Annotated in this window: 19 protein-coding genes; 3 read left to right on the top strand and 16 right to left on the bottom strand. The window is 42.7% G+C overall.

Going from position 1 to position 19,532, the window contains the following annotated elements; all coding sequences use genetic code 11:
- Positions 1-66 precede the first annotated feature (66 nt).
- The 9 genes from B7990_RS00355 to B7990_RS00395 form a co-directional block, all read right to left on the bottom strand.
- The gene (locus B7990_RS00355; protein ID WP_088639102.1) at positions 67-894 is read right to left on the bottom strand and encodes a metallophosphoesterase; all 828 of its coding nucleotides are present in this window, start codon (positions 892-894) and stop codon (positions 67-69) included.
- Positions 895-941: 47 nt separating this feature from the next.
- Positions 942-1,673, bottom strand: a complete 732-nt coding sequence (locus B7990_RS00360; protein ID WP_088639911.1) for a pseudouridine synthase — start codon at positions 1,671-1,673, stop codon at positions 942-944.
- 18 nt (positions 1,674-1,691) lie between these two features.
- Positions 1,692-2,747, bottom strand: a complete 1,056-nt coding sequence (locus B7990_RS00365) for a phosphatase (RefSeq protein WP_088639103.1) — start codon at positions 2,745-2,747, stop codon at positions 1,692-1,694.
- A complete protein-coding gene (locus B7990_RS00370; protein ID WP_088639104.1) occupies positions 2,737-3,093 on the bottom strand; it encodes a hypothetical protein in 357 nt (118 codons plus the stop codon). Before B7990_RS00370 ends, B7990_RS00365 begins: the two co-directional genes overlap by 11 nt.
- A 91-nt stretch (positions 3,094-3,184) precedes the next feature.
- Positions 3,185-3,499 carry a histone H1 gene (locus B7990_RS00375; RefSeq protein ID WP_088639105.1) on the bottom strand — a complete coding sequence of 105 codons (315 nt, stop codon included), beginning with the start codon at positions 3,497-3,499 and terminating at the stop codon, positions 3,185-3,187.
- Positions 3,500-3,734: 235 nt separating this feature from the next.
- The gene (panB, locus tag B7990_RS00380) at positions 3,735-4,478 is read right to left on the bottom strand and encodes a 3-methyl-2-oxobutanoate hydroxymethyltransferase (RefSeq protein ID WP_088639106.1); all 744 of its coding nucleotides are present in this window, start codon (positions 4,476-4,478) and stop codon (positions 3,735-3,737) included.
- A gap of 237 nt (positions 4,479-4,715) precedes the next feature.
- Positions 4,716-5,507: a DNA repair protein RecO gene (gene recO, locus B7990_RS00385; RefSeq protein ID WP_088639107.1), complete on the bottom strand. Its 792-nt coding sequence runs from the start codon at positions 5,505-5,507 to the stop codon at positions 4,716-4,718.
- Positions 5,507-5,863 (bottom strand): histidine triad nucleotide-binding protein, encoded by a 357-nt coding sequence (locus tag B7990_RS00390; protein ID WP_072827496.1) that lies wholly within the window; start codon positions 5,861-5,863, stop codon positions 5,507-5,509. The genes recO and B7990_RS00390 overlap by 1 nt, the downstream gene beginning before the upstream one ends.
- Positions 5,864-5,888: 25 nt before the next feature.
- Positions 5,889-6,545 (bottom strand): hypothetical protein, encoded by a 657-nt coding sequence (locus B7990_RS00395; protein ID WP_088639108.1) that lies wholly within the window; start codon positions 6,543-6,545, stop codon positions 5,889-5,891.
- Positions 6,546-6,626: 81 nt separating this feature from the next.
- Between B7990_RS00395 and B7990_RS00400 the strand changes: the two genes are divergently transcribed.
- Positions 6,627-7,532 (top strand): lysophospholipid acyltransferase family protein, encoded by a 906-nt coding sequence (locus B7990_RS00400; protein ID WP_254917246.1) that lies wholly within the window; start codon positions 6,627-6,629, stop codon positions 7,530-7,532.
- Between the two features lie 66 nt (positions 7,533-7,598).
- Positions 7,599-8,258: a hypothetical protein gene (locus tag B7990_RS00405; protein ID WP_088639110.1), complete on the top strand. Its 660-nt coding sequence runs from the start codon at positions 7,599-7,601 to the stop codon at positions 8,256-8,258.
- A gap of 3 nt (positions 8,259-8,261) precedes the next feature.
- Here the strand turns inward: B7990_RS00405 and B7990_RS00410 are convergent, their stop codons facing one another.
- Positions 8,262-9,629: a hypothetical protein gene (locus B7990_RS00410; RefSeq protein WP_141099186.1), complete on the bottom strand. Its 1,368-nt coding sequence runs from the start codon at positions 9,627-9,629 to the stop codon at positions 8,262-8,264.
- 251 nt (positions 9,630-9,880) lie between these two features.
- On the opposite strand from B7990_RS00410, the gene B7990_RS00415 reads away from it, so the two are divergent.
- On the top strand, positions 9,881-11,377 hold the full coding sequence (locus tag B7990_RS00415; RefSeq protein ID WP_088639112.1) for a SpoIIE family protein phosphatase: 1,497 nt from the start codon (positions 9,881-9,883) through the stop codon (positions 11,375-11,377).
- 27 nt (positions 11,378-11,404) lie between these two features.
- Here B7990_RS00415 and B7990_RS00420 read toward each other — a convergent pair whose 3' ends face one another.
- From B7990_RS00420 to B7990_RS00445, 6 genes are read right to left on the bottom strand one after another with little or no spacing between them, the layout of a single operon-like run.
- Positions 11,405-11,611 (bottom strand): DUF2997 domain-containing protein, encoded by a 207-nt coding sequence (locus B7990_RS00420; RefSeq protein ID WP_088639113.1) that lies wholly within the window; start codon positions 11,609-11,611, stop codon positions 11,405-11,407.
- On the bottom strand, positions 11,598-12,158 hold the full coding sequence (locus B7990_RS00425) for a 4Fe-4S single cluster domain-containing protein (RefSeq protein WP_088639114.1): 561 nt from the start codon (positions 12,156-12,158) through the stop codon (positions 11,598-11,600). The genes B7990_RS00420 and B7990_RS00425 overlap by 14 nt, the downstream gene beginning before the upstream one ends.
- A complete protein-coding gene (locus B7990_RS00430; RefSeq protein ID WP_088639115.1) occupies positions 12,158-12,715 on the bottom strand; it encodes a hypothetical protein in 558 nt (185 codons plus the stop codon). Before B7990_RS00430 ends, B7990_RS00425 begins: the two co-directional genes overlap by 1 nt.
- Before the next feature lies 1 nt (position 12,716).
- A complete protein-coding gene (locus B7990_RS00435) occupies positions 12,717-14,696 on the bottom strand; it encodes a TrmB family transcriptional regulator sugar-binding domain-containing protein (RefSeq protein ID WP_088639116.1) in 1,980 nt (659 codons plus the stop codon).
- A gap of 2 nt (positions 14,697-14,698) precedes the next feature.
- A complete protein-coding gene (locus B7990_RS00440) occupies positions 14,699-16,228 on the bottom strand; it encodes a hypothetical protein (protein WP_088639117.1) in 1,530 nt (509 codons plus the stop codon).
- A 4-nt stretch (positions 16,229-16,232) separates the two neighbouring features.
- Complete coding sequence (locus tag B7990_RS00445) at positions 16,233-19,532, bottom strand: AAA domain-containing protein (RefSeq protein WP_088639118.1); 3,300 nt, start codon at positions 19,530-19,532, stop codon at positions 16,233-16,235.

Genomic DNA, 19,532 nt, shown 5'->3' on the forward strand with positions numbered 1-19,532 from the left:
GAAGGGTTTATAATCGCGGCTTTGCCGCCTAACTATTCCTGTTTACTGTCTACTGCGCCACAGGCACTAATACCCAGCCCATTCGGCGCTGATGGAGGGGCTTGCCTTGCGGATGTTCGATTCTTCGGGAGTTTCTTCCTTACGGGCGATGTCGCCGCTTGCGATGCGTTCCTTGATTTCGTCGAATGTCTTGGGCGGCACGGAATCGGGGGAATTGTCGCCGAGCACTTTGCAGGGGGCCGCTTCGGATTCTTTTGCCTTGTCCTTGACGGGCGTGTATTCGCGCAGTGCCGGGACGCTATAGAACTTGTCTTCTTCGGGGCACCAGGCGGTAAGCGCCTTGCCGTAGACGCAACCGGAATCAAGACCTATAAATCCAGGGATGTTCACGAAACCGTTTTTGGCCCAGTGTCCAAAGACGACCGTCTTATTCCATGTCACTTGTTCATACCAGGGCTTGTCATTCCAGTAACGCACGGAAAGGAGCACTTCTGGACTCATGTCCTCAAGGCGTGTCTTGCCCGGTTCAAGGCCTGCGTGCACGAGCAAGGCGTACGGCGTGTCGCGCCAGAGCGGCCAGTTCTTTACGGTATCACGGATGTAAACCCATTCGTCGAGCGAAAGCGCCTTGAAACGCTTCTTCTGCTTTTCGGTCCAGTTGCTTTTGGGCGTTTCCATCATGCGGATGAGATGTTCTTCGTGGTTTCCGCGGACGGTTAGAATGCCGAGTTCCTCGACGATTCGCATGGCGCGCATCATGTCGGGACCTTTGTTGATGATATCGCCGGTCTGGTAAATGGTGTCGCTACCGCGCACAAAGCCGAATTGGTCGATAATCGCAGCGAGTTCGTCTGCGCAACCATGAACATCACCGATATATAAAGTACGTTTCATTTTTAGTAGACAGTAGGAAGTAGGCGGTAGGAAGTGCGGCGAAGCCGCTACAGATGCACGGCCTGACGCAATTTGTTCATTTCGTTGGGCGTGAGTTCGCGGAATTCGCCTGCGGGCAAGTCGCCGAGCTGAATCTGGCAGTAGCTTACGCGCTTGAGGTCGCGGATTTCGTAACCGATGGCTCGCATCATGCGGCGGATTTCACGGTTCTTGCCTTCGATAAGCACAAGTTCTGCAAATCCGTTTTCGAGATAGACGTCTGTTGCAAATGCAATTTCTTCCTGGGCGTCCGGGTCTTCCGGGTCGCGGATGTCCACGCCATCGACCAAGCGCTGGGCGGCCGATTCGCTGAGCGGGCGCGTTGTCCATACATAGTAACTGCGCGGCACTTCGAAGCTCGGGTGCGTGAGGCGGTAAAGCAATTCGCCGTCATCGGTGAAAAGCAAGAGACCACGGCTCTGCAAGTCGAGTCGTCCAACGTATTTGAAGTTGTGGTATCCCGGCGGCAAGTAGTCATAAACCGTGCGGCGGCCTTGCGGGTCGTCCTTGGTGCAGACGCATCCAGCCGGCTTGTGGAGCATGATGACTTTTGTTTTCTTGTTTGTCGGGAGCTTCAGCAACTTTCCGTCAACCGTCACCTGGTCCTTGGTCTCGTCCACTTGATGGCCGAGGTCGGAAATCGTTTCTCCGTTCACCTGTACGCGCCCGTCGGCGACGAGTTCGTCTGCGGCACGGCGGCTAGCAAAACCACTGAGAGAAATGTACTTGTTTATACGCATTTTTTTCATCCCCGTCTTTTATTTGTCATCCCCAACCTGTTCGGGGATCGCCGTCTCGGATGTGGCATCCGTCTTTTTTAGGAATGCCGGGCGCTTCTTTGGCTTGGGTTCCGGTTCTTTTTCAGGCGGGTAGAGGAGTCCGAAGCGGAGTCCTGCCGTACTGATCTTGAACGTTTCTACACGGAGCTTTTCAAGGAGCGAACGCAACCAGAACAAACCGCAAATGATCACTTCGTGACGGCCGTTTCCAAGTCCTGGGAGCATCGCGCGGAGTTCTTTCGAAAGGTTCGTGATGCGCGTGGTGACTGCTTCAAGGTCGGCAAGGCTCATTTCGAGACCTTCAATCGCCTTGTAGTCAAACGTTTGGCTGTTCAAGAAGACCATCGCTAGTGCGGTGCCTGTACCACCGATAAGGTAGACAGGCTTTTTCGTCATGCCCTTGAACGACAAGTCCTTGAACGTTTCCTTGATAAACTTCTTGTATTCCGGACCGGGAATCGGGCCCATCGCCTTGAACATCTTGAGCGCACCAACGGGAATCGAAAATGTCGTATCGCCGTTGCTGAGTTCTGTGGAACCGCCGCCGATATCAATCGTGATGTTTCCTTCGCCGTGCCATTCCTTGACGGAACGGTAGGTGAGCTTGCCTTCTTCTTCGCCGGTGATGACGCGCGGCTTGACCCACACAGCTTTTTCGACAGCTTCAATCACTTCGTCCGGATTTGTGGCCTTGCGCATGGCTTCGGTCATCGCGACTGCCTTGAGGTCTGCGCCGAGGGCGTGCAAGTCCATGCGGAACTTGGTCATGATGTTGACTAGTTCCTGGATGCGTTCGGGCGTGATTTTTCCGTGTTCGTAAATGTCTTCGCCGAGGCGGCAGACTTCGACCTTCTGGAGTTTTGGCACGAGAATCTTGCGCGGTGCTACTGGCGCTTCACTTGATGCGGCGGGCGTCTCGACTTCGGGATTCGCGGTTTCAGCGGGAGCTGTGGCAGGTGCGTCTTCGAACGCTGCGATTAGTAAAATGCAGCTGTGACTCCCGATGTCGATTGTTGCCTGGAGTTTATTTTCCACTTTCGGCCTCGTCCTTTTTTTCTTCTTGCTGATTCATCTTCTTCAGCATGATGTTCTTCATCTTTTCGGCGAGGGCGCCTGGATTTGTGAGGAACTGCTTGGCGTGAGCGATTGCTTCTTCGACGACGGATTCCGGGTACTTGGAACTCCATGCGGCGACGATGTCGCCAGTCGTGCTGCCGAGCGGTTTCTTTTCGCGGATTTCCTGACCCATCTTGAGAGCGAGCAAAAGTCCGAGTTCGAATGCTTTCGGTTCTGTTTCGGCTTCGATCATCCTTTCGATGCGGGCGATGCGTTCTTCAAAGGGGATGTTCTGCGAATTAGTCAAATCATTTTCTGAAATCATGCCACAAAAATAGTAAACGTGGGGCGTGGCGCCAATATAAAAAAGACCCGCAGAAGGTCTGCGGGTCGAAATCGTTGGGTCAAAAAGAAGATTACTTCTTGGCGGCCGGCTTCTTAGCAGCGGCCGGCTTCTTGGCAGCGGCCGGCTTCTTGGCAGCGGCCGGCTTCTTAGCAGCAGCCGGCTTCTTAGCAGCGGCCGGCTTCTTGGCGGCAGCTGGCTTCTTAGCAGCAGCCGGCTTCTTAGCGGCAGCTGGCTTCTTGGCGGCAGCTGGCTTCTTGGCGGCAGCTGGCTTCTTAGCAGCAGCCGGCTTCTTAGCGGCGGCCGGCTTCTTAGCGGCAGCCGGCTTCTTAGCGGCAGCGGGTTTCTTAGCAGCAGCGGGTTTCTTTGCAACAGTTTTTGTAGCCATTTTTTTCTTCCTTTTATGTTATTTATTTGTTGATATCAGAAAAATAACTTCTTTTTCACAAATAATCAACATGTATTTATAAAAAAATGATTTTTTTTTTCAAAAATTTTTTGTATTAAGTGGCTGCTGGTAAAATACTGTTTTGGATAAAATAAAATCGACTTCTCTTGAAGCCGACTTTTTTATTAGTAATTGTTATTAATTTATCTTAAATTTGATGTTCGGTAAATGTTTTCTAGACTCTAGCCTTCACACTTTCGATGTATTTCTTAACTCCTTGAACACCAACGGAATACATGTCTACATACTTTGTGGCGAACGGCGGAATTTTGTTCGGATGCATGCCGAGAGCGTCGTGCATCACGAGAACATGACCGTCAGTGAACTTGCCTCCACCGATGCCAATGGTGGGAATGCTGATTTCGTCGGTGATTTTTTTGCCGAGTTCTTCGGGAATGTGCTCGAGAACGGTTTCGAAGCAAAGCCCTTCCACGAACTTTGCGGCCTCTTCAATAGCGCGAGCTTCTTCTTCGGTGCGGCCTTTCTGCTTGAAGTTTTCTGCGGTCTGCGGTAAAAGTCCGAGATGCCCGCAAACGGGAATTCCTTTTTCGTGCAGGAACTCGAGAACGCCAGCGGGTGTGCCTTCAATTTTTACGCTAGAGGCTCCCACATCCATGAGACGGCGGGCGTTGTCGTAAGCGGTTTGCGGATCTTTGTCGCTCAAGTAGGGCATGTCGGCAACAACGTGAGTGTTTGGGGCGCCACGGCAGACGGCTGCTGTGAAGATGAGCATTTCGGTCATGCCGATTTCACGCGTGCTCTTGTAACCGAGCATGGTGTTTGCGAGGCTATCGCCTACGAGAATCTGGTCAATTCCGGCGGCTTCTGCAATGTTTGCGAAAGCGAAGTCGTAGGCGGTGATCATGGAAATCATTTCGTGCTTGGATTTTTTTGCTTTGATATCTTCTGGAGTTAACATGATGACCTCTTCACATTTTTACATTTTCCGAAAATATAAAAAATGTGTTTGATTATGGCTTGCTTGCATAAATGCTCTTTTTGAATTGTAAAAGTACTTCATGCGGGCGGGGCCCCAGCTCGGAGTTGACGCCTCCGGCGTCAGCGGCTTCACTCGGTTATGCCGGTCTGCAAGCAGCCCGTCGCAACACTCGTTTTGCACGCTACTGCGAAGCATTGACGGAATTCAGTGCTTGAATCAATGATAATCAAACAGCTTTCGTGTCTCGTTCAGGAATTTTATAGAGTGGATTTCCTTGAGGAATCCGATGTGATGGCGCAGGTAGGTGAGTAGCGCGTTCTCGGTGAATTCGGGATGCTCGATTTTATCGCCGGTTTGTAGTGCCCAAAGCCCATTGAGCGTTTCTAATCGGGCGCGCGGGTGCTCGACGCCGAGGCATGCTTGGCATACGAATCCGCCAGTTTCGGGGAAAAAGTCTGCGGCAGGCTTTTCGAGCGTGCGACCGCAGCGGCTGCAAGTAGTGAGGTCAAGGTTGTAGCCCCACATATCGCAAGTGTCCAAGAGCCACTCTGCAAAAATACGCGACTTGTCAGGAATACTCGATGTTGACGAGTGCGCGGAACCTTCTGGAGTCGGCGAATCTTGCGGTGAATCGGAATCGAATTCGCTGATGGCTTGCTCTAGGCGTTCAAATTCTTCTTGCAGGGGGACGCCTTGCGGGGCGTAGCGCAAAATCATCTCGGTGATGACCTGCGCTTTTGCGAGACTCAGCAAGTCGTTTCGCAAGTCCTTGTGCCAATCGAGAAGCGTTGCTTCCTTGATGAACTGCAATTCGCTATTTGGATTCTGGCGAAAAACGACTTCGCTTAACGCAAGCGGATCCAAAGCCCCCCGGAACGGAGATTCCTTTTTCTTTCCGCCCTTCACGATAAACGAGACAATCCCGCTTTCTTCCGTAAGCGCCTTGACGATAAAGCTAGAATCGCTGTACGGAAAGCGGTGAAGAACTATAGCGCGAGTTTTTATCACTACTTCGCCGGGAACGGAGGCCAGCCCATTTCCTGTCCGCCAACGACGTGCAGGTGGATGTGGAATACGGTCTGACCGGCATCAGCCTTGCAGTTGAATACAAAGCGTGCGCCTCCTTCTTCGAGGCCGAGGTCTTTCGCGATGAGCTGTGCGCGGTAAAGCATCTTGCCCACGAGTTCGCAATCTTCCGGCTTCATGTCCATGATGGTTGCGATGTGGCGCTTCGGCACGACCAAAAAGTGTACCGGGGCCTGCGGGGCGATGTCGTAGAAGGCGAATACGTCGTCGTCTTCGTAGATTTTCTTGGAAGGGATTTCACCCTTGATGATTTTACAGAAAAGGCAATTTTCACTCATAGTATTATAATAGTAGTAAAAGGGGTTAGGAGTTTTCTTGTTCTTGAATGGTAGAAAGCGTTTTTTCGTTCTCGATCATGACATTCATCGATTTAATGTAGAGTCCGCAAATTGGGAACAACAGTAATAAATTGATGAGCCTGCATACGAAGAACTCGCTGAATATAGATGGAGCCAATAAGATAATCGACAATATGAGAATCCACTTGAGAATCCTGGGCTTTGGTGCTACAAACGTGGCATTGTGGGATTTGAGAACGTTTTCTTGGCGGGCGAGGATGTCTTTAAAAATGAAGTAATCGAAGATTCCGCATACCCACGGGATCAATGTGCAAATGACGGCCGCGATGGGTGAAAATTCCGTTGTTGTGAATTTGCGCAATGTCTTGATGCTGATAAACATCCATTTGCAGAATTTGAATATCGAAATAAACATTACTATTCCGAATATTAAGAGCAGGAACGTATAGGATAGGAATGCGATTGCTGATGAGAATTCCATTGGAGGTGCAGCATCTGCACTTGTTAAATTCATGTAGGGCTTAAAAATGACGATTATATATTCAGAGAAAAGCCCTATGATAAAGGCGAAAATGATGAAAATTTTTAACCAGACGATGGCGCTTTTGCCGCGCTGGACGTTTTCGGGTTCTTCTTGTGTAGATATTTCTTTTTCAATCATAACAAACCTCAGGGAACTAATATAGAAATACTTTTTTTAAAGCTTGTATAATTTTCGTATCTTTATACCGTGATGTCTTTTATGCGTAAAATAATGGCGGCGGTTTTTGCACGGGTGGCTTACTCAGTGCTTAAACTTGCAGGCTGGAAGCGGAAAACCGTTCTTGCCAATGCAAAACATGTGGCCGACGCAGTTCCGTTAGACGCAGTCTCGTACGACACGCTCTTAAAAAACTTGACGCGCCATGTGAGCGAACTCTTGTTTTGCTTTGGAACTTTCAAGAAGCTGCCGCACGATTTTACCGCTTACCCGTGTTGCGTGGACGGTTGGGATTTTGATATTGCAGAAGGGGCCGCGCCGGTACTCGAAAAAATGCGCAAAGGCGGAATCTTCTTGACGGCGCACTACGGCAATTACGAGGCGATGGGGCCGTGGCTTTGCCGCCTTGGAATCCCGCTGGTGGCGAGCTATATTCCCGTGAAGCCCAAGTGGCTCAACAACATTCTTGAACGCAAAATCCGTGCTGTCGATGGTCGGAGTTATTCTGTGGATGCACGGACGCCGCGTGACTTTTTACGCATCTTGAACGAAGGCCATCTATTCTGCCTGCTCTCCGATCAGGATTCCCGCATCCCGAGTGCACTTTCGGGAACATTCCTGGGGCGGCCCGTGAACGTGAATCCGTTGCCGGACTTTTTGCTCAAGCATCGTCCGCAGACACCCGTTTTTATCTGCTGGATGGAGGAACGCGACGCATCTTCGAAAGGTGCATCTCCGAAAGGCGCTATTCCGAAAAAAGTTCGCGTACTTCACGCTATCGAGGTGGCTGGCGTGCAGTCAAAAATCGCATCCTTGGCGGATTCGGGCGTGGTGGACTCGCAATTCAACAAGTGGCTCGAACAGCGCGTTCTTGAAAATCCGAATCTCTGGTACAGCTTCACGCACCGCCGGTTCTATAGCCAAACGCCGGAAATTTACGGCGAATAGCGACCTGCGGCGCATCTCGTTATAATCGCGGCGCATCTTGTCGCAAAGATTACTATCGTTATTTTTATGACCTTTGTCCCTCACAAAAAGAAGCCGCTGCTCGCTCGAATCTTGGAATGGTTGAACGATTCCGAAGAATGGCCCGTCTGGGTGCAGTTCTTTTTGCTGCCACGACCGCTTGGCCGCGAAAACTTCTTTGCTGCGCGAGTCGTGCTGCTCGTGGCGATGGCTTTCTTTACATTGCAGGCAATCGCAGGTGGTTATGAGTCTTGGATTGCTCAGTTCTTGCACAACTTAAATTTACCCGTACATGAAACCGGCCACATCGTTTTTGGCATTTTCGGGAAACCCGTGCTCACATCGCTTGGTGGTTCGCTGTTTCAGACAATTATGCCGCTCGTATTTTGCTTTGCGCTGTGGATTAAGCCCCGCGACTTGTTCGGTGCCTCGATTGCGCTCTGGTGGGCGTTCGAAAACTTGATAGACGTGGCGCCTTACATCGAAGACGCTCTCCCCATGAAGCTTATGCTTATCAGCGGCGGCACGGGCGCCGAAGCTCCTTATGGATTCCATGACTGGAACTTTATCCTCTCGGAAACGGGGCTGCTCTTAAAATGCGATTCGATAGCCTCGGCGGTTTACGCCGTAGGCTATCTCGGCATGGCGCTTTGCGTTTTGTGGGGTACCTGGAGTTTGCTTTATTATCTGGTTTATCAGCGTAAATAAAGGCTAAAAGTCGTTTGGTAAAATTCCAAATTTACGAACGGCTTCGATTTCAATAAGCTCCGATGCGCCTGAGGTGAATGTTCCGGCCTTGACTTCTTCACTGTATTTTTTTATTCCGCTATTGAAGGCGTCGGCTGCGGTTGCCTTTGAGTTGCCGATCAATGTGGTTTCAATAAAGTCAAGGGTGTCGGATTTCTTGTTGACTCTCCAGCCTACGAACGAATGGCTTGGTATGAGAACGAGGAATGGCTGGAATCCTGCCGCTTCCAAGATGGATGCAAATAAGGTAGATGTCTCAATGCAGATGCCTTCTTTCTCGCGAAGAGTCTCGATAGGATACTGTATTTTTTGACCTACGCTTCCGATGCTTTCGTTTTGGACGTACTTGATTCCTCTTTTCTGCAATAAATTGAATATTGCAGAAACTACACGTCTAGAACTTTGTTCGATGCTTGTGTCCGCGCTGTATTTTTGGTATACCTTCAAGGTTGAATCAGGAAGCATGTGGGCCAGTTCTGTTAGAATCTTGGGGATTGAATCCATGTTGGGTGTAATCCATACTCCATACCACCAGGAGAAATTTTTTACCCCCTTGTATTCACTGCCGAAAAGTTGCATGGGGTGAATTGTTACGGGTGTAGAGGAACTGTAAAATAAAATCTGGTGGTCGTTTTCGAGAGCGTATGCGCGAACTTCGTATTGAGCTTTTTCTGAATTCGTTAATTTTGAAAGAGCTTCTTTATCGAATGTGAACTTGGGATTTGTCTTTATGGTTGCGTTGGGGTTTACAGCGCTTGTGACGCTTGCGGTATCTGTAAATCCAGGAATCCAGGCCTGCACCATGATCTTTTTGTAGTTACAGGGAGTCTTGACGGAAGTCTGACATAAATTCCTGATGGCAACGGAAAGAGGAACATATTCGGTCCCCTCTTCATCTGTAAATCCCTTGTACATCAAAGGGTATTGGTTTGCAAATGCTCCATTGATATTCTCTTTGGCATGGTAAATGAATCCGTCAAGAGAACGGATGATGTTTTGTGAATAAATGTCGTTGTAAACACTGTCGTAGAGCTTTGTGTAAAGGCTGTCGTAATCGGATTCCTTTAAACTGTCTAACAGCGCGTTACGAACGGAGTCCATCCATTTGGATGCAAATGTGTTGTCAAAAAGTGTGTTGTATACAGAGTCAATGTAAGGCTTTGCATAAAGAGAATCCCAAAGCGATCCCGTAATTTCTTCGCGGAGAACATTTGCTAGGGAATCGATGTTGATTTCGGCATCTTTCCCGTCTCTGCCATCTGCGCCATTTTCCCCGGAACAGGCGCAAAAAAATAATGATGCGGTCATTAATCCGATTAAAAATTTTTTCATGAATCATTCCTTCTCAAATTCATTAATTGAATTATTAATTTGCAAATATAGAAATAGTTTAACTTGAATGCTATGCTTTTTAGATAAAATTGTTGAGTCTCTTTTCCCATTTGTAGGTGTGACAAATGTTAAAAATGGGTTGAAAAATGACTTTTTGGAGTGGACTTTAGCAGAAAAAATAATTAATGGTCAAAATTAAAATATATTATAGGAATATACAGGATTTATAATTTTGAGGGGCGCGAGGTCTTATGAATACATCTCGTCAGACAAAAATACGTAGTATTGTTGTACTCGTTGTGGCCGCTATATTTTTGGAATTGACCACGGCTGTGCAGTACATTTCTACACGCCGAGCCATTACCGCCCAAATTAAGGAAATGGCTAAGCAAGACCTTACTTCTGCGAACCGGACCTTTGAAGTCAAGGAAATTGCTGAGGCTGCTATTGCGGCTGTTCTGCCCGAAGTTGAACGCTTTATCGATACACAACAGCAAGATTCATTGCATATGGCGTTGCAACGAGTGGTTGCGAACCATCCTGAAATTGTCGGCGTCGATTTTGCCTATCGCGTGGGGAGTGATGGCCTTCGCGATGGATACTTTACTTTTAAAGATGATGCAACCAACGAAATTAAGGACACCGTTATTGGGTTTGATTATACGGAACGCACTTGGTACCGCGAGGGCTTGCATGGCAACGGTTCCTGGAGCGAACCGTACATGAGCCGCTATTACGTGGCGCTGATGTCTACATTCTCGCGACCAGTCCACGATCCTCAAGGACGTGTCGTTGCCGTTATTGGCGCCGATGTCCCGATGCGCGAACTCTCTTCGATGGCAGTGCAGTTGTACGATAACCAGCAACGCTCGCTTATTCCGGTCATAATCTTCCAGCTGATTGGACTTGTGGTGCTTGGCTTTATCATGTATCGTAGCATTCTCAGCGTTCGTAAGCTGAGCAAAGTCAGTGCCGAAAAAGATCTGATTAATAGGGAACTTGGGATTGCAAACGCAATCCAGACCGCAATGTTGCCGCCCCCGATGCCCGAAAGTCAATCCCTGGATATCATCGGAAGTCAAGTCCCGGCAAAACAAGTGGGTGGCGATTTTTATGATTATTTTGTGCGTGATGGAAAGCTATTCTTCAATGTCGGTGACGTCTGCGGCAAGGGAATCCCGGCGGCACTTGTCATGTCGATGACGCAGGCCGTGTTCCGCACGATTGCAACTAAAGTCGATGATCCATCTCACATTGTGATGGGAATGAACACGATGGCCAGTCGTGGAAATACGACAGGAATGTTTGCAACGCTTTTTGTTGGTGTGCTAGACCTTGCAACGGGGCGCCTGAGCTACTGCAATGCCGGCCATGAAAAGCCCATTATCATTACTGGACGTAATATGCGATATCTCGATGTTACCGCAAATATCCCTATTGGGGTCATGGAAGAAAAAAAATACAATATCCAGGAATCGGTCATCGCTGCGGGCGATATGATTTTGCTTTATACGGATGGCCTTACCGAAGCGATGAATGCAGGCGCAGAACTGTTTGGCTTAAAGCGAGTCGAAAGCGCAATTTGTGGCGACGGTGGAATGAATGCTGATGACAAAAATCGCGAGTTACCTGCGTTTGCGGGACCGCAGCAATTGCTGGATACCATGTCGCATGTAGTGTCCGAGTTTGTGAATGGCGCAGAGCAGAGCGACGACCTTACCATGCTTGTGATAAAGTACAAAGGGTAAGGTAGGGCGTATTTTAATCTTTAAGATCTAGTGTAATTTGTTATTGGTCTTGGTTTTGTTTGAGATTATTTCTTTTGCGAAATATTCTGGTTTTTTCTTATCTTCAGAGTAATTGTCTAAACCTTGAAGTAGTTTGTCAAGTTCTTTTTCACAGACTTTGCCGTGAAATCCTTTTGCATCGGCGATTATATTGCCGTTTTCATCTATTTCTATTTCAACATTAAATTCTTTCATTTTGGATATCCTTGATATCGTTGATTAGTTCTTCTGTAGGGAATCCATTTATGTTGATATCCCCGTCGTTGTCTATATCTATTTCAACATCGGTGTTGTTGAATTTCCAGGAATCGTTTCCTTGTGGATTATGCCATACTTTTTGATTGTTGTTTGGCTTGGTTTTGTCAAAACGACCATAAACAAGTGTGTCAACTAAATTTAAAAGCTTGATTTGCTTTGGCTGTTTTATCTCCTCTAGCTCAAACCCTGTGAATATGTGAATTGTTAATTTTGTATGTTCTTTTATAGCTGCTGCTAGTTTAGAAAGCTCTTCTGCTTGTAAAAATGGTTCGCCCCCGCTAAAGGTTACTCCATCTAAAGAAGAATCCTTGATGATCATAGACAATAATTCTTGAACACTATAATATTTATTTTCATCAAAAGACCATGTGTCGGGATTTCCGCATCCTTTACAATGAAAGCCGCATCCTTGAACCCATAAAACGAAACGCTTGCCAGTCCCATTGACGTAGCTTCCTGCTTCTATATGGTTTACATTAATCATTATAATTCTCTTAGCTGAAGGATGAGCTTTATCTTGTTGTTTTCAACAATTTTCTTTTTTACGATATATCCTTTTTTTATTGCGTTTTCTGTAATTCGATCAAGTCTATTTTGACAATACTTTTGTTTTTGCTCTTTGATTTTATCTTCTTCTTCTTTTTGTTTTGCAATTTTTTGTTGTATGTTTGAACTTTCCTGATGATTTTGCTGTTGTTTATTTTCTATTTCGGCAAGTTGGCGTAGTATTTCTTGCTGATTCCTTGTAATTCTTTTTTCTTCTTCTAGCTTACGACGTTCTTCTTCTAGTTTCTTTTTTTCTTCTTCTATACGTTTACGTTCTTCTTCTAGTCTACGCTGCTTTTCGCTTAGTTTTTGACGGTATTCATTTTCAATTTCTTTAAGTTGTGCGTTATTTGAATTGTTAATAAAGTCGTCATATGCTTGAATAGAAAAATGGTTGTTTTCTATTTTTATGGATGGATATTTTTTAAGTATTTCGTTGGCGACTTGAAAGTCGGTGATGAATACTTGTCCGAATATGGTTCTTTTAAGACTCATTTTAAGCTCCTGCTACAACCTTGTAATCTTTTCCTATATATCTATTTTTTAATTCATTTGCTTTTTCTAGATCATTATAATCCGTTATTTCTAAGTAGAAAGAATCCTTTGTTTCGTAAAGGGTTCCGACTTCCGGTAAAATAAATGAAGGCTTTTTTAATCCTGCAAAGGCGTTCTTTAAACTGCGTTCTCGATTTTGTGCTTCATCAAAATCAAACCTTTGCTGTTCTTTTTTTTGAATTTCTTCATTTAGATTCCTTATGTCAGCCTCTAATCGTTGTTTATTCTTGTTTTCAGTCAATAAATCGGACTCTATTTTTCTCTTTTCAGACTTGTTGGAATTTTTTGGATAGTAATCCTTTAATTCTTCTTTTAGACGATTCAGTTCTTTTTGGCTTTCCTCTAAATCAAAAGAATCGTTATCTTCTTCTTTATCTTCGGATGATTCTTTATGACTGTTTTTTTCTATCTCGTTTTCTATTTCCTGTATCTTGCTTTGAATTTGCTTTTTTTCATTATCATCTTGTTTCTTGGGTTTATAATCTACAAGTTTATCTTCCAATTCTTTAATTTTTTCATCTGTTTTTGGAATTTGATTAGTTTTATCTTTAATTGTTTCTTTGTTTTCATTGATTTCATCTTTGTTTTTTTCGTTGAAAATAAGTTCGCTTACACCGACTTTAAGATCTATTAAAATTTGGACCCAATTGTTCTCTTTACTCTGATCCCATTTGCTGAGATAGTCTTCTAATTCACTCATTGATAATTGATTGAAAATTATGTTTTTTTCTTTTTCAATTTCGCTTTTTGTCTCATTTATCTTTTTCTTCAATCCCGGGGCATTTTTTAAAACATCCTTTTCTAAGAGATCTTCAAGTTCTTTAAGCATTCGCTTAATATTTTGGTTTTTATGGTCTTGGTCTAGTCGCTCAAAATCTTTATATATTTTTGCCTTTTCTGCATTCTTTGGTTTTTGTGGAGGGTTGACGGTATATTTGAATACCGTTTCTAGTGCATAAGGTTCGGGAATGAGCTCGTTGCTTGGTGGCTCCGTATTTTCCATATCTTCAATTCTATCCACAGTGAGTGGCAATTTTACATCTTTAGAAATGGAATCTAATTTTGTTATCTGCTCCCAGCGATTGTTGTCAAAATCAATAAATGTTTTTGGGGTATCTTTCAATGTTCCCTGTTTTTCTTCCCAAACGTTTGTCGGTGCCTTGAATACGCCTTTTTCAAAGATGAAATTTCCAATTTTCCAGAATTGATTGTCTTCATAAACAGGAGCTTTTACCCGATCTGAAAGGAATACCTCAAAAGTGCTATTTTCTTTCTGGTCCTCTATTATTGTGCTTTTGAATTGGTTGTTTATGGGGTAAAATCCCCGTAAAGGTAGGAATGCTTGCGGAATAGAATCCGTTGTATTAAGTTTATCTTTGGCGATAACCGGAATAGAAAATGGAGCCTCTTTGCACGGAGCTATTTTCCCAAGAAGATGTTCTTTCGCATCAGCATCATTATTCCAAAAAAAGTATGTAAACCAATAGAATAAATCTTGCATATGTTCGTTTTTCATTATGAAACATTTATTGCTTTCAATATCTGTCAAGGAATTAATGAAAAAGAATGCAAGTTTGTTGTCTATAATTATAAAATTATTCTCTAATTTGGCATTACTTCGAATAAGTGCAGGATTCTTTGCGTCAAACCAAGCTATGGATTCGGAACATTTTTTCATATCTTGGAATAATCCGTAAATTCGGACTCTTTTGCTTGCGGCTTTAAGCAAATTTTCACAAATAGACTTGTTGATGTTGGATGTCGATGCGATGCAGATTTTTTCGGATGCGTTGTCAATTTCTTCTTTTAACTGGTCTAGAACATTTTCGACCGCAGAATTCTTTTTACAAGAGAAATAGTGAAGTTGTTTTCCGGAATTATCAATGTGTTTTTCTTTATGTAAAGGCGAAATTTTTGACATAGTTAATGGCTCCATTTGACGATTTCTGCGGGAAGGTTTTCAGGTTCAATCCTATTGATGTTGATTTGCTGTTTGATTTCAATATGGTCTTTGCGAATCCAAATTTCATTGGGGCTAACGCCTACGGTAAATATCTTTTCGTCAATAAACCAATAACGGTCATGAGGAATTTCCTTTTTACCGTGCAAGTCAAATTTGACATTATATTTTTCCTTGAAATAGTCAATATACTTCCTTTGTTTTTCCTCGTAATATTTCTCATCTCTCTGTGAAACGATTACAATCTCTTCGGGGGTGGAGTCCATTTGACTGAATAATTCTCCTAATGCTCGTAGGGAATAGTAATTATTTGCATAAGGGTCGATGATTGTAATTCTTTTTGCTGAATATAACTCTATCCATTTATCCAAAATATCGTCCTTTATTTGACCGTTATCCGTTTTAGGAATGCTTATGGAGCCTGAGTCTATATTCCGCTTGGTTTTTGTTAATGGTTGCGAATAGGGATTTAAATCTGTTGCTGCTTGCAAAAGCCAATATTCTTCCTGCTTCGGCAGGTATCGCTCTATCAATTTTTCGTAATCAAATGGCTTGATTTTTTTCTTGTACTCATCTCTTTGGAGGTATTCTTTATCTCTTAAGATTTCATCCCACTTAAATTTCAAGTCTTCTTGAGAAAGGTATCCTTCAACTTTCAAAGTGGTGTTAAATATTTCGTTATACCAAAGGTTTACCTCATTTTCTTGTGGCAGTACATTGACATTTTTATATTCTGCGTCAAATTTTCCCCAATCTGTGTCAATTTGTTCCCTAAAAGACGTGTTGAAATCTAAGAGGGCATTTTTGTATTTCGATTTATCCTTGGCTTTTTCTAGAGGCAGTTTTAAATAGTAATTTGAGTTTTCCTCTATGAGTTCTTCATTGAATAGCTGATGATACGCTAATTGCTTTTCTCTAGGGATGCGAAATGAATTGTCCGATATTTGTAAATTCCATTCGTCGTTGTTTACGTCAATATTAATTGCCATGTTTTCTTCATCATGGGCTTCGCGTATTAGGGTAGGTGAATCTATTTTAAATATGGAACAAACAGGCTTTTCTGCAACTAAATCTTTCGATCTGTTCAAACTACTGAGAAATTCTTTTGGCGAAATATGAAAAGAGGTGTTTGTTGTATGTTCTTCTTGTATGCTCCTATCCATTCGAATCGGTAAAAAGTTATAGGGTAAATCTCTTATATTTCCGTCAAATATAAAAGTTAGGAAATACTCGCCATATTCTCCTATTAGCGGTTCCTTGGAAATAGCTCCTTCATTATCAATGATTTTTTGCTTTCTTAGTGTTTTGCAAAATTCATTGATTGCAGTCTCCTTGATTCCTTCTTTTAAGAGAAGTTCTTTCAGTTCGTATTCGCTATTGGTGTTTTTGAAGATGTTTTTATATACTTCAAATTTGTTCTCGTCTCGATAAGCGACTTCTCCAAGAAATCGGATTTTCTCTGTATTTATATTTTGTTTCAATACAATTTGCATAATATTACCTGTTTATATTGAAAGGGGTGCTTGACTTTGCCAAATCTTGAAGTTCTTCAGAAAAATGCTGTCTTGCGAAGAGATTTTTATCTCCGACAATTACGCGTTGATATTTTGCTCTTGTCAAAGCTACATTCATTCGGTTTGTGTTGTCCATAAAACCAATACCCTTGTTTCGACACATGCTGATAAATACAACATCAGCTTCTCGTCCTTGAAATTTATCTACGGTGTATAGCTGGATTTCTACATTATCTTTTTTGAAATGTGAAAAATTGTTTGGTTGGTTTGTATATTGTTGTAACATTTCTCGAAGTAATCCTTCTTGAGGACGATAATAGGATAATATAGCGACTGTCCACCCGTCTTTTTTATTATCTGGTTTATTGCCTGGAATTTTTGCCCATTGAATGAAATGGTCCAATTCATCTTTGATAACATTTTTTTCTGTGTAGTTTTTATTCACTTTTTCATTTTTTCGTTCAATTATTGCGTTGCGTTTGACGTCAAGCCACACGGCTCGTGATGGGTATCGGGCGTAGCTCCATTCTCGGTTGATTTCTTCACCGTCTTTTAACTCTGCAATGCCTCTTGTTGCACCATAAAAGTGTTCTCGCGAAAATTTTGAAATATCGGGATGCATTCGATGTTGGTAATCAAGTCTTTCGAATCTTTGTGCAAAAGTACTTTCTTGAAAACCGTTTTTAAAGCCGGAGGTTAAAGTTGTCTTATATTTTTGACTTTCTTGATTTCCTTTTTGCAGTAATTCAAGAATAGAAGGGAAAAAGATATGTTCAACAATATCAATTGTATCTCTTGTTTTATCATCATTTTCTGGGATGAGCTTATCTAGATCTTTTTCGTAATTAGATTCTTTGAGGTTCCTTCGTTCAAATTTACGAACTAGCCTCCAAGAAACTTTTTCAACCCATGACTGAGAAATGAATTTGTTTAAATCTTTGAGATCCTGAGTACGATTGTCACGTTCTTTTCCGTCAAGGAGACTTTTCCTTCGAGAAAATGCTTCATTGGAATAATTAACTGTTTGTAGAGATGCGATGTTGAAAGATTCAGGAATATAGTTGATGACGCTTTTGAGTAAACCTGGTTCTATAATAACCAAATCTTTTAAGTACAAATCTAACCATGATATTTCTTTGTCAGAATCATAGTTAAAAGGAGTGTTGTTTTTTATGTAAGCGATTTTTGAGGGAATTGCTTTAAATTTTTCTGTATTGTAGTTTTTAAAATCCTTTACTGAACAGTTTGGAGGAAGTTCTATGGCTAAAGGATATAGTTTACATTCAGGATTGGCGAAACCCTTCTTTTTTGAATTGTTTAAAGAATCCAGTGCTTCTATCAAGGCACATAATGATTGCGTTTTCTCATCAATGCTTCTCGTTAGATGGGATTTTAAATATTCATTTTCCGTATAAGGGGATAGCTGCTGAATATCTCCAATAATTATCCATTTTTTAGCGAATAATGCAGGAACTAGAAACTCTTGAAAAGTTGTTTTACTAGCTTCATCAATAATCATTACATCGTATATTGGCTGCGTAATTTTGTCATCGTCTTGTTTGCGCCTAAAATCAGGATGATTTTGGATGCCCATTGTTGTTCCGCATACGAGATTTGAAGAATCAAGAAGAAACCTTTCTGCGCAATCCTTTTCAAATCCTTTTTCTTTGAGTTCTTCAACTTTGTTGTCAAGGAGAAATTCCTTGACTGATTCTCCAATTGAACTCTCTCGGCCAATTCGTAGTGGGGTCACTTCAGAATATTCTCTGATTTTTTCAAGGATATTGTCTATGGCAACGTGGGTGGATGCTGTTAATAGGATCCTTTTGCCTTCTTTAACAAGTTGAAGAATTAGTTCAAGAATGGCTGTTGTTTTTCCACTACCAGGAGGCCCCTCTAATAGCATGAAATCTTTTGCGCCCAAGGCCTTTTCTACAAAGCTGCGTTGTGCTTCGGTGCCTTGATATGAGGGATTATTCAGGACAAACCATTCTTCTATTTTATGGATGTCGTTTGTAGGCCAAGAACAACGTTCTTTATCTTCAAATAGCTTTATGAGATTGCGCTGCTCTTTTACTGGGGCTTCTGAAAGCGTGTTGATTGCATCTCTTTGGCGATAAAGATTGTTTAAGTCAACAACCATTTTTATTGGAAAATTGGGATTCAGTCTTTCACCGGTTTTGGATTCTTTTTCCACGTATAGTTGATGATCGTCTGCTTTTATTCTTAAGACCTTAAAAGCGTTTGCTTTATTCTCTTGATAAACTTCTTTCAGCATTTCATTTTCTACAAAATAATCACAGGGCGATTTTTCTCCTTCTTCTATATTGGCGTCATCAAGTAATTGTATTATTACTCTATTGCGTCCCTTTTTGCTGTTGTTGTATGGCTTTAATTTATAGACTGTACCATTTTCATCTTTAACATCTGTTGATATAGGATTTTCGTCGGAAAAATATTCATCATCTTCTTTTTGAAAATCCCAAGCCTTGTTGTTACTTATGTAGTATAATTTTTCGGGCTTTGGCTTGATTGGGGTTATAGAAAAAGATTTATGTCCGATAGCAATGCTTTCTTTTGTAGAAATAAAGGGCTGTTGCGGCTCTAGTTCAAAGTCGATACAGATTTCATCTTCTTTTATAATATTACGAATGGTATAGGTTATCCCGTTTTGAAGGATTTTTGTTCCTTTGATAATATTGGTATTGGAATATATGTATTCAATGGAGTTGTTGTTTAGTGTTATTGTTTCATTGGGGTTGAAATTTTTTATGGCTTCGTTCCATTTAGGTGCATTTTTGATAGCGATAATTTTTTTAGCATCCTTGGACAATTCGACATCATCTTTTGTAAAAGTAACCATGATATCGCTAGTTTCAAAAATGATTCGATTCTTTCCCTCTTTCAGTTCTATCCCTTCTATGTTTAGATAAAGTTCTGGAGTTATTTGTGCTTTTAGGATAGAATAACGGGGATAGACCCAATTAACTGTATATGTGTCATGACTTTTTAGTATTTTAAAATTGCATTCATAATCAGTTTTTTTTCTTTCTGCTTCAATAGAGTTTTTTATAAAATCTCTATAGGGTTTTAAAGAAGATCTTGTTGCGTTGAATATGGCGTCACGCTTTCCTGCAAGCTTTTCAATGTTTGAAATTTCACTCCTAACAAGAGCACTGAAATAGAACTCGGCTTTAAGTTTTTGGAATAGACTAAGAACGGTATCATTCTTAGTCTTGTTGGATTGTGAATTATTACGTGGATGAAAAAAACTGGACGACAT

The sequence above is a fragment of the Fibrobacter sp. UWB4 genome, from assembly GCF_002210345.1.
Lineage (GTDB): Bacteria > Fibrobacterota > Fibrobacteria > Fibrobacterales > Fibrobacteraceae > Fibrobacter.

Bases quoted from the DNA above. Each gene is read 5' to 3' on its own strand.
- B7990_RS00355 (WP_088639102.1), bottom strand. From the start codon at position 894: ATGAAACGTACTTTATATATCGGTGATGTTCATGGTTGCGCAGACGAA.
- B7990_RS00360 (WP_088639911.1), bottom strand. From the start codon at position 1,673: ATGCGTATAAACAAGTACATTTCTCTCAGTGGTTTTGCTAGCCGCCGT.
- B7990_RS00370 (WP_088639104.1), bottom strand. From the start codon at position 3,093: ATGATTTCAGAAAATGATTTGACTAATTCGCAGAACATCCCCTTTGAA.
- B7990_RS00375 (WP_088639105.1), bottom strand. From the start codon at position 3,499: ATGGCTACAAAAACTGTTGCAAAGAAACCCGCTGCTGCTAAGAAACCC.
- panB (WP_088639106.1), bottom strand. From the start codon at position 4,478: ATGTTAACTCCAGAAGATATCAAAGCAAAAAAATCCAAGCACGAAATG.
- B7990_RS00390 (WP_072827496.1), bottom strand. From the start codon at position 5,863: ATGAGTGAAAATTGCCTTTTCTGTAAAATCATCAAGGGTGAAATCCCT.
- B7990_RS00395 (WP_088639108.1), bottom strand. From the start codon at position 6,545: ATGATTGAAAAAGAAATATCTACACAAGAAGAACCCGAAAACGTCCAG.
- B7990_RS00400 (WP_254917246.1), top strand. From the start codon at position 6,627: ATGCGTAAAATAATGGCGGCGGTTTTTGCACGGGTGGCTTACTCAGTG.
- B7990_RS00405 (WP_088639110.1), top strand. From the start codon at position 7,599: ATGACCTTTGTCCCTCACAAAAAGAAGCCGCTGCTCGCTCGAATCTTG.
- B7990_RS00410 (WP_141099186.1), bottom strand. From the start codon at position 9,629: ATGAAAAAATTTTTAATCGGATTAATGACCGCATCATTATTTTTTTGC.
- B7990_RS00415 (WP_088639112.1), top strand. From the start codon at position 9,881: ATGAATACATCTCGTCAGACAAAAATACGTAGTATTGTTGTACTCGTT.
- B7990_RS00420 (WP_088639113.1), bottom strand. From the start codon at position 11,611: ATGAAAGAATTTAATGTTGAAATAGAAATAGATGAAAACGGCAATATA.
- B7990_RS00425 (WP_088639114.1), bottom strand. From the start codon at position 12,158: ATGATTAATGTAAACCATATAGAAGCAGGAAGCTACGTCAATGGGACT.
- B7990_RS00430 (WP_088639115.1), bottom strand. From the start codon at position 12,715: ATGAGTCTTAAAAGAACCATATTCGGACAAGTATTCATCACCGACTTT.
- B7990_RS00435 (WP_088639116.1), bottom strand. From the start codon at position 14,696: ATGTCAAAAATTTCGCCTTTACATAAAGAAAAACACATTGATAATTCC.
- B7990_RS00440 (WP_088639117.1), bottom strand. From the start codon at position 16,228: ATGCAAATTGTATTGAAACAAAATATAAATACAGAGAAAATCCGATTT.
- B7990_RS00445 (WP_088639118.1), bottom strand. From the start codon at position 19,532: ATGTCGTCCAGTTTTTTTCATCCACGTAATAATTCACAATCCAACAAG.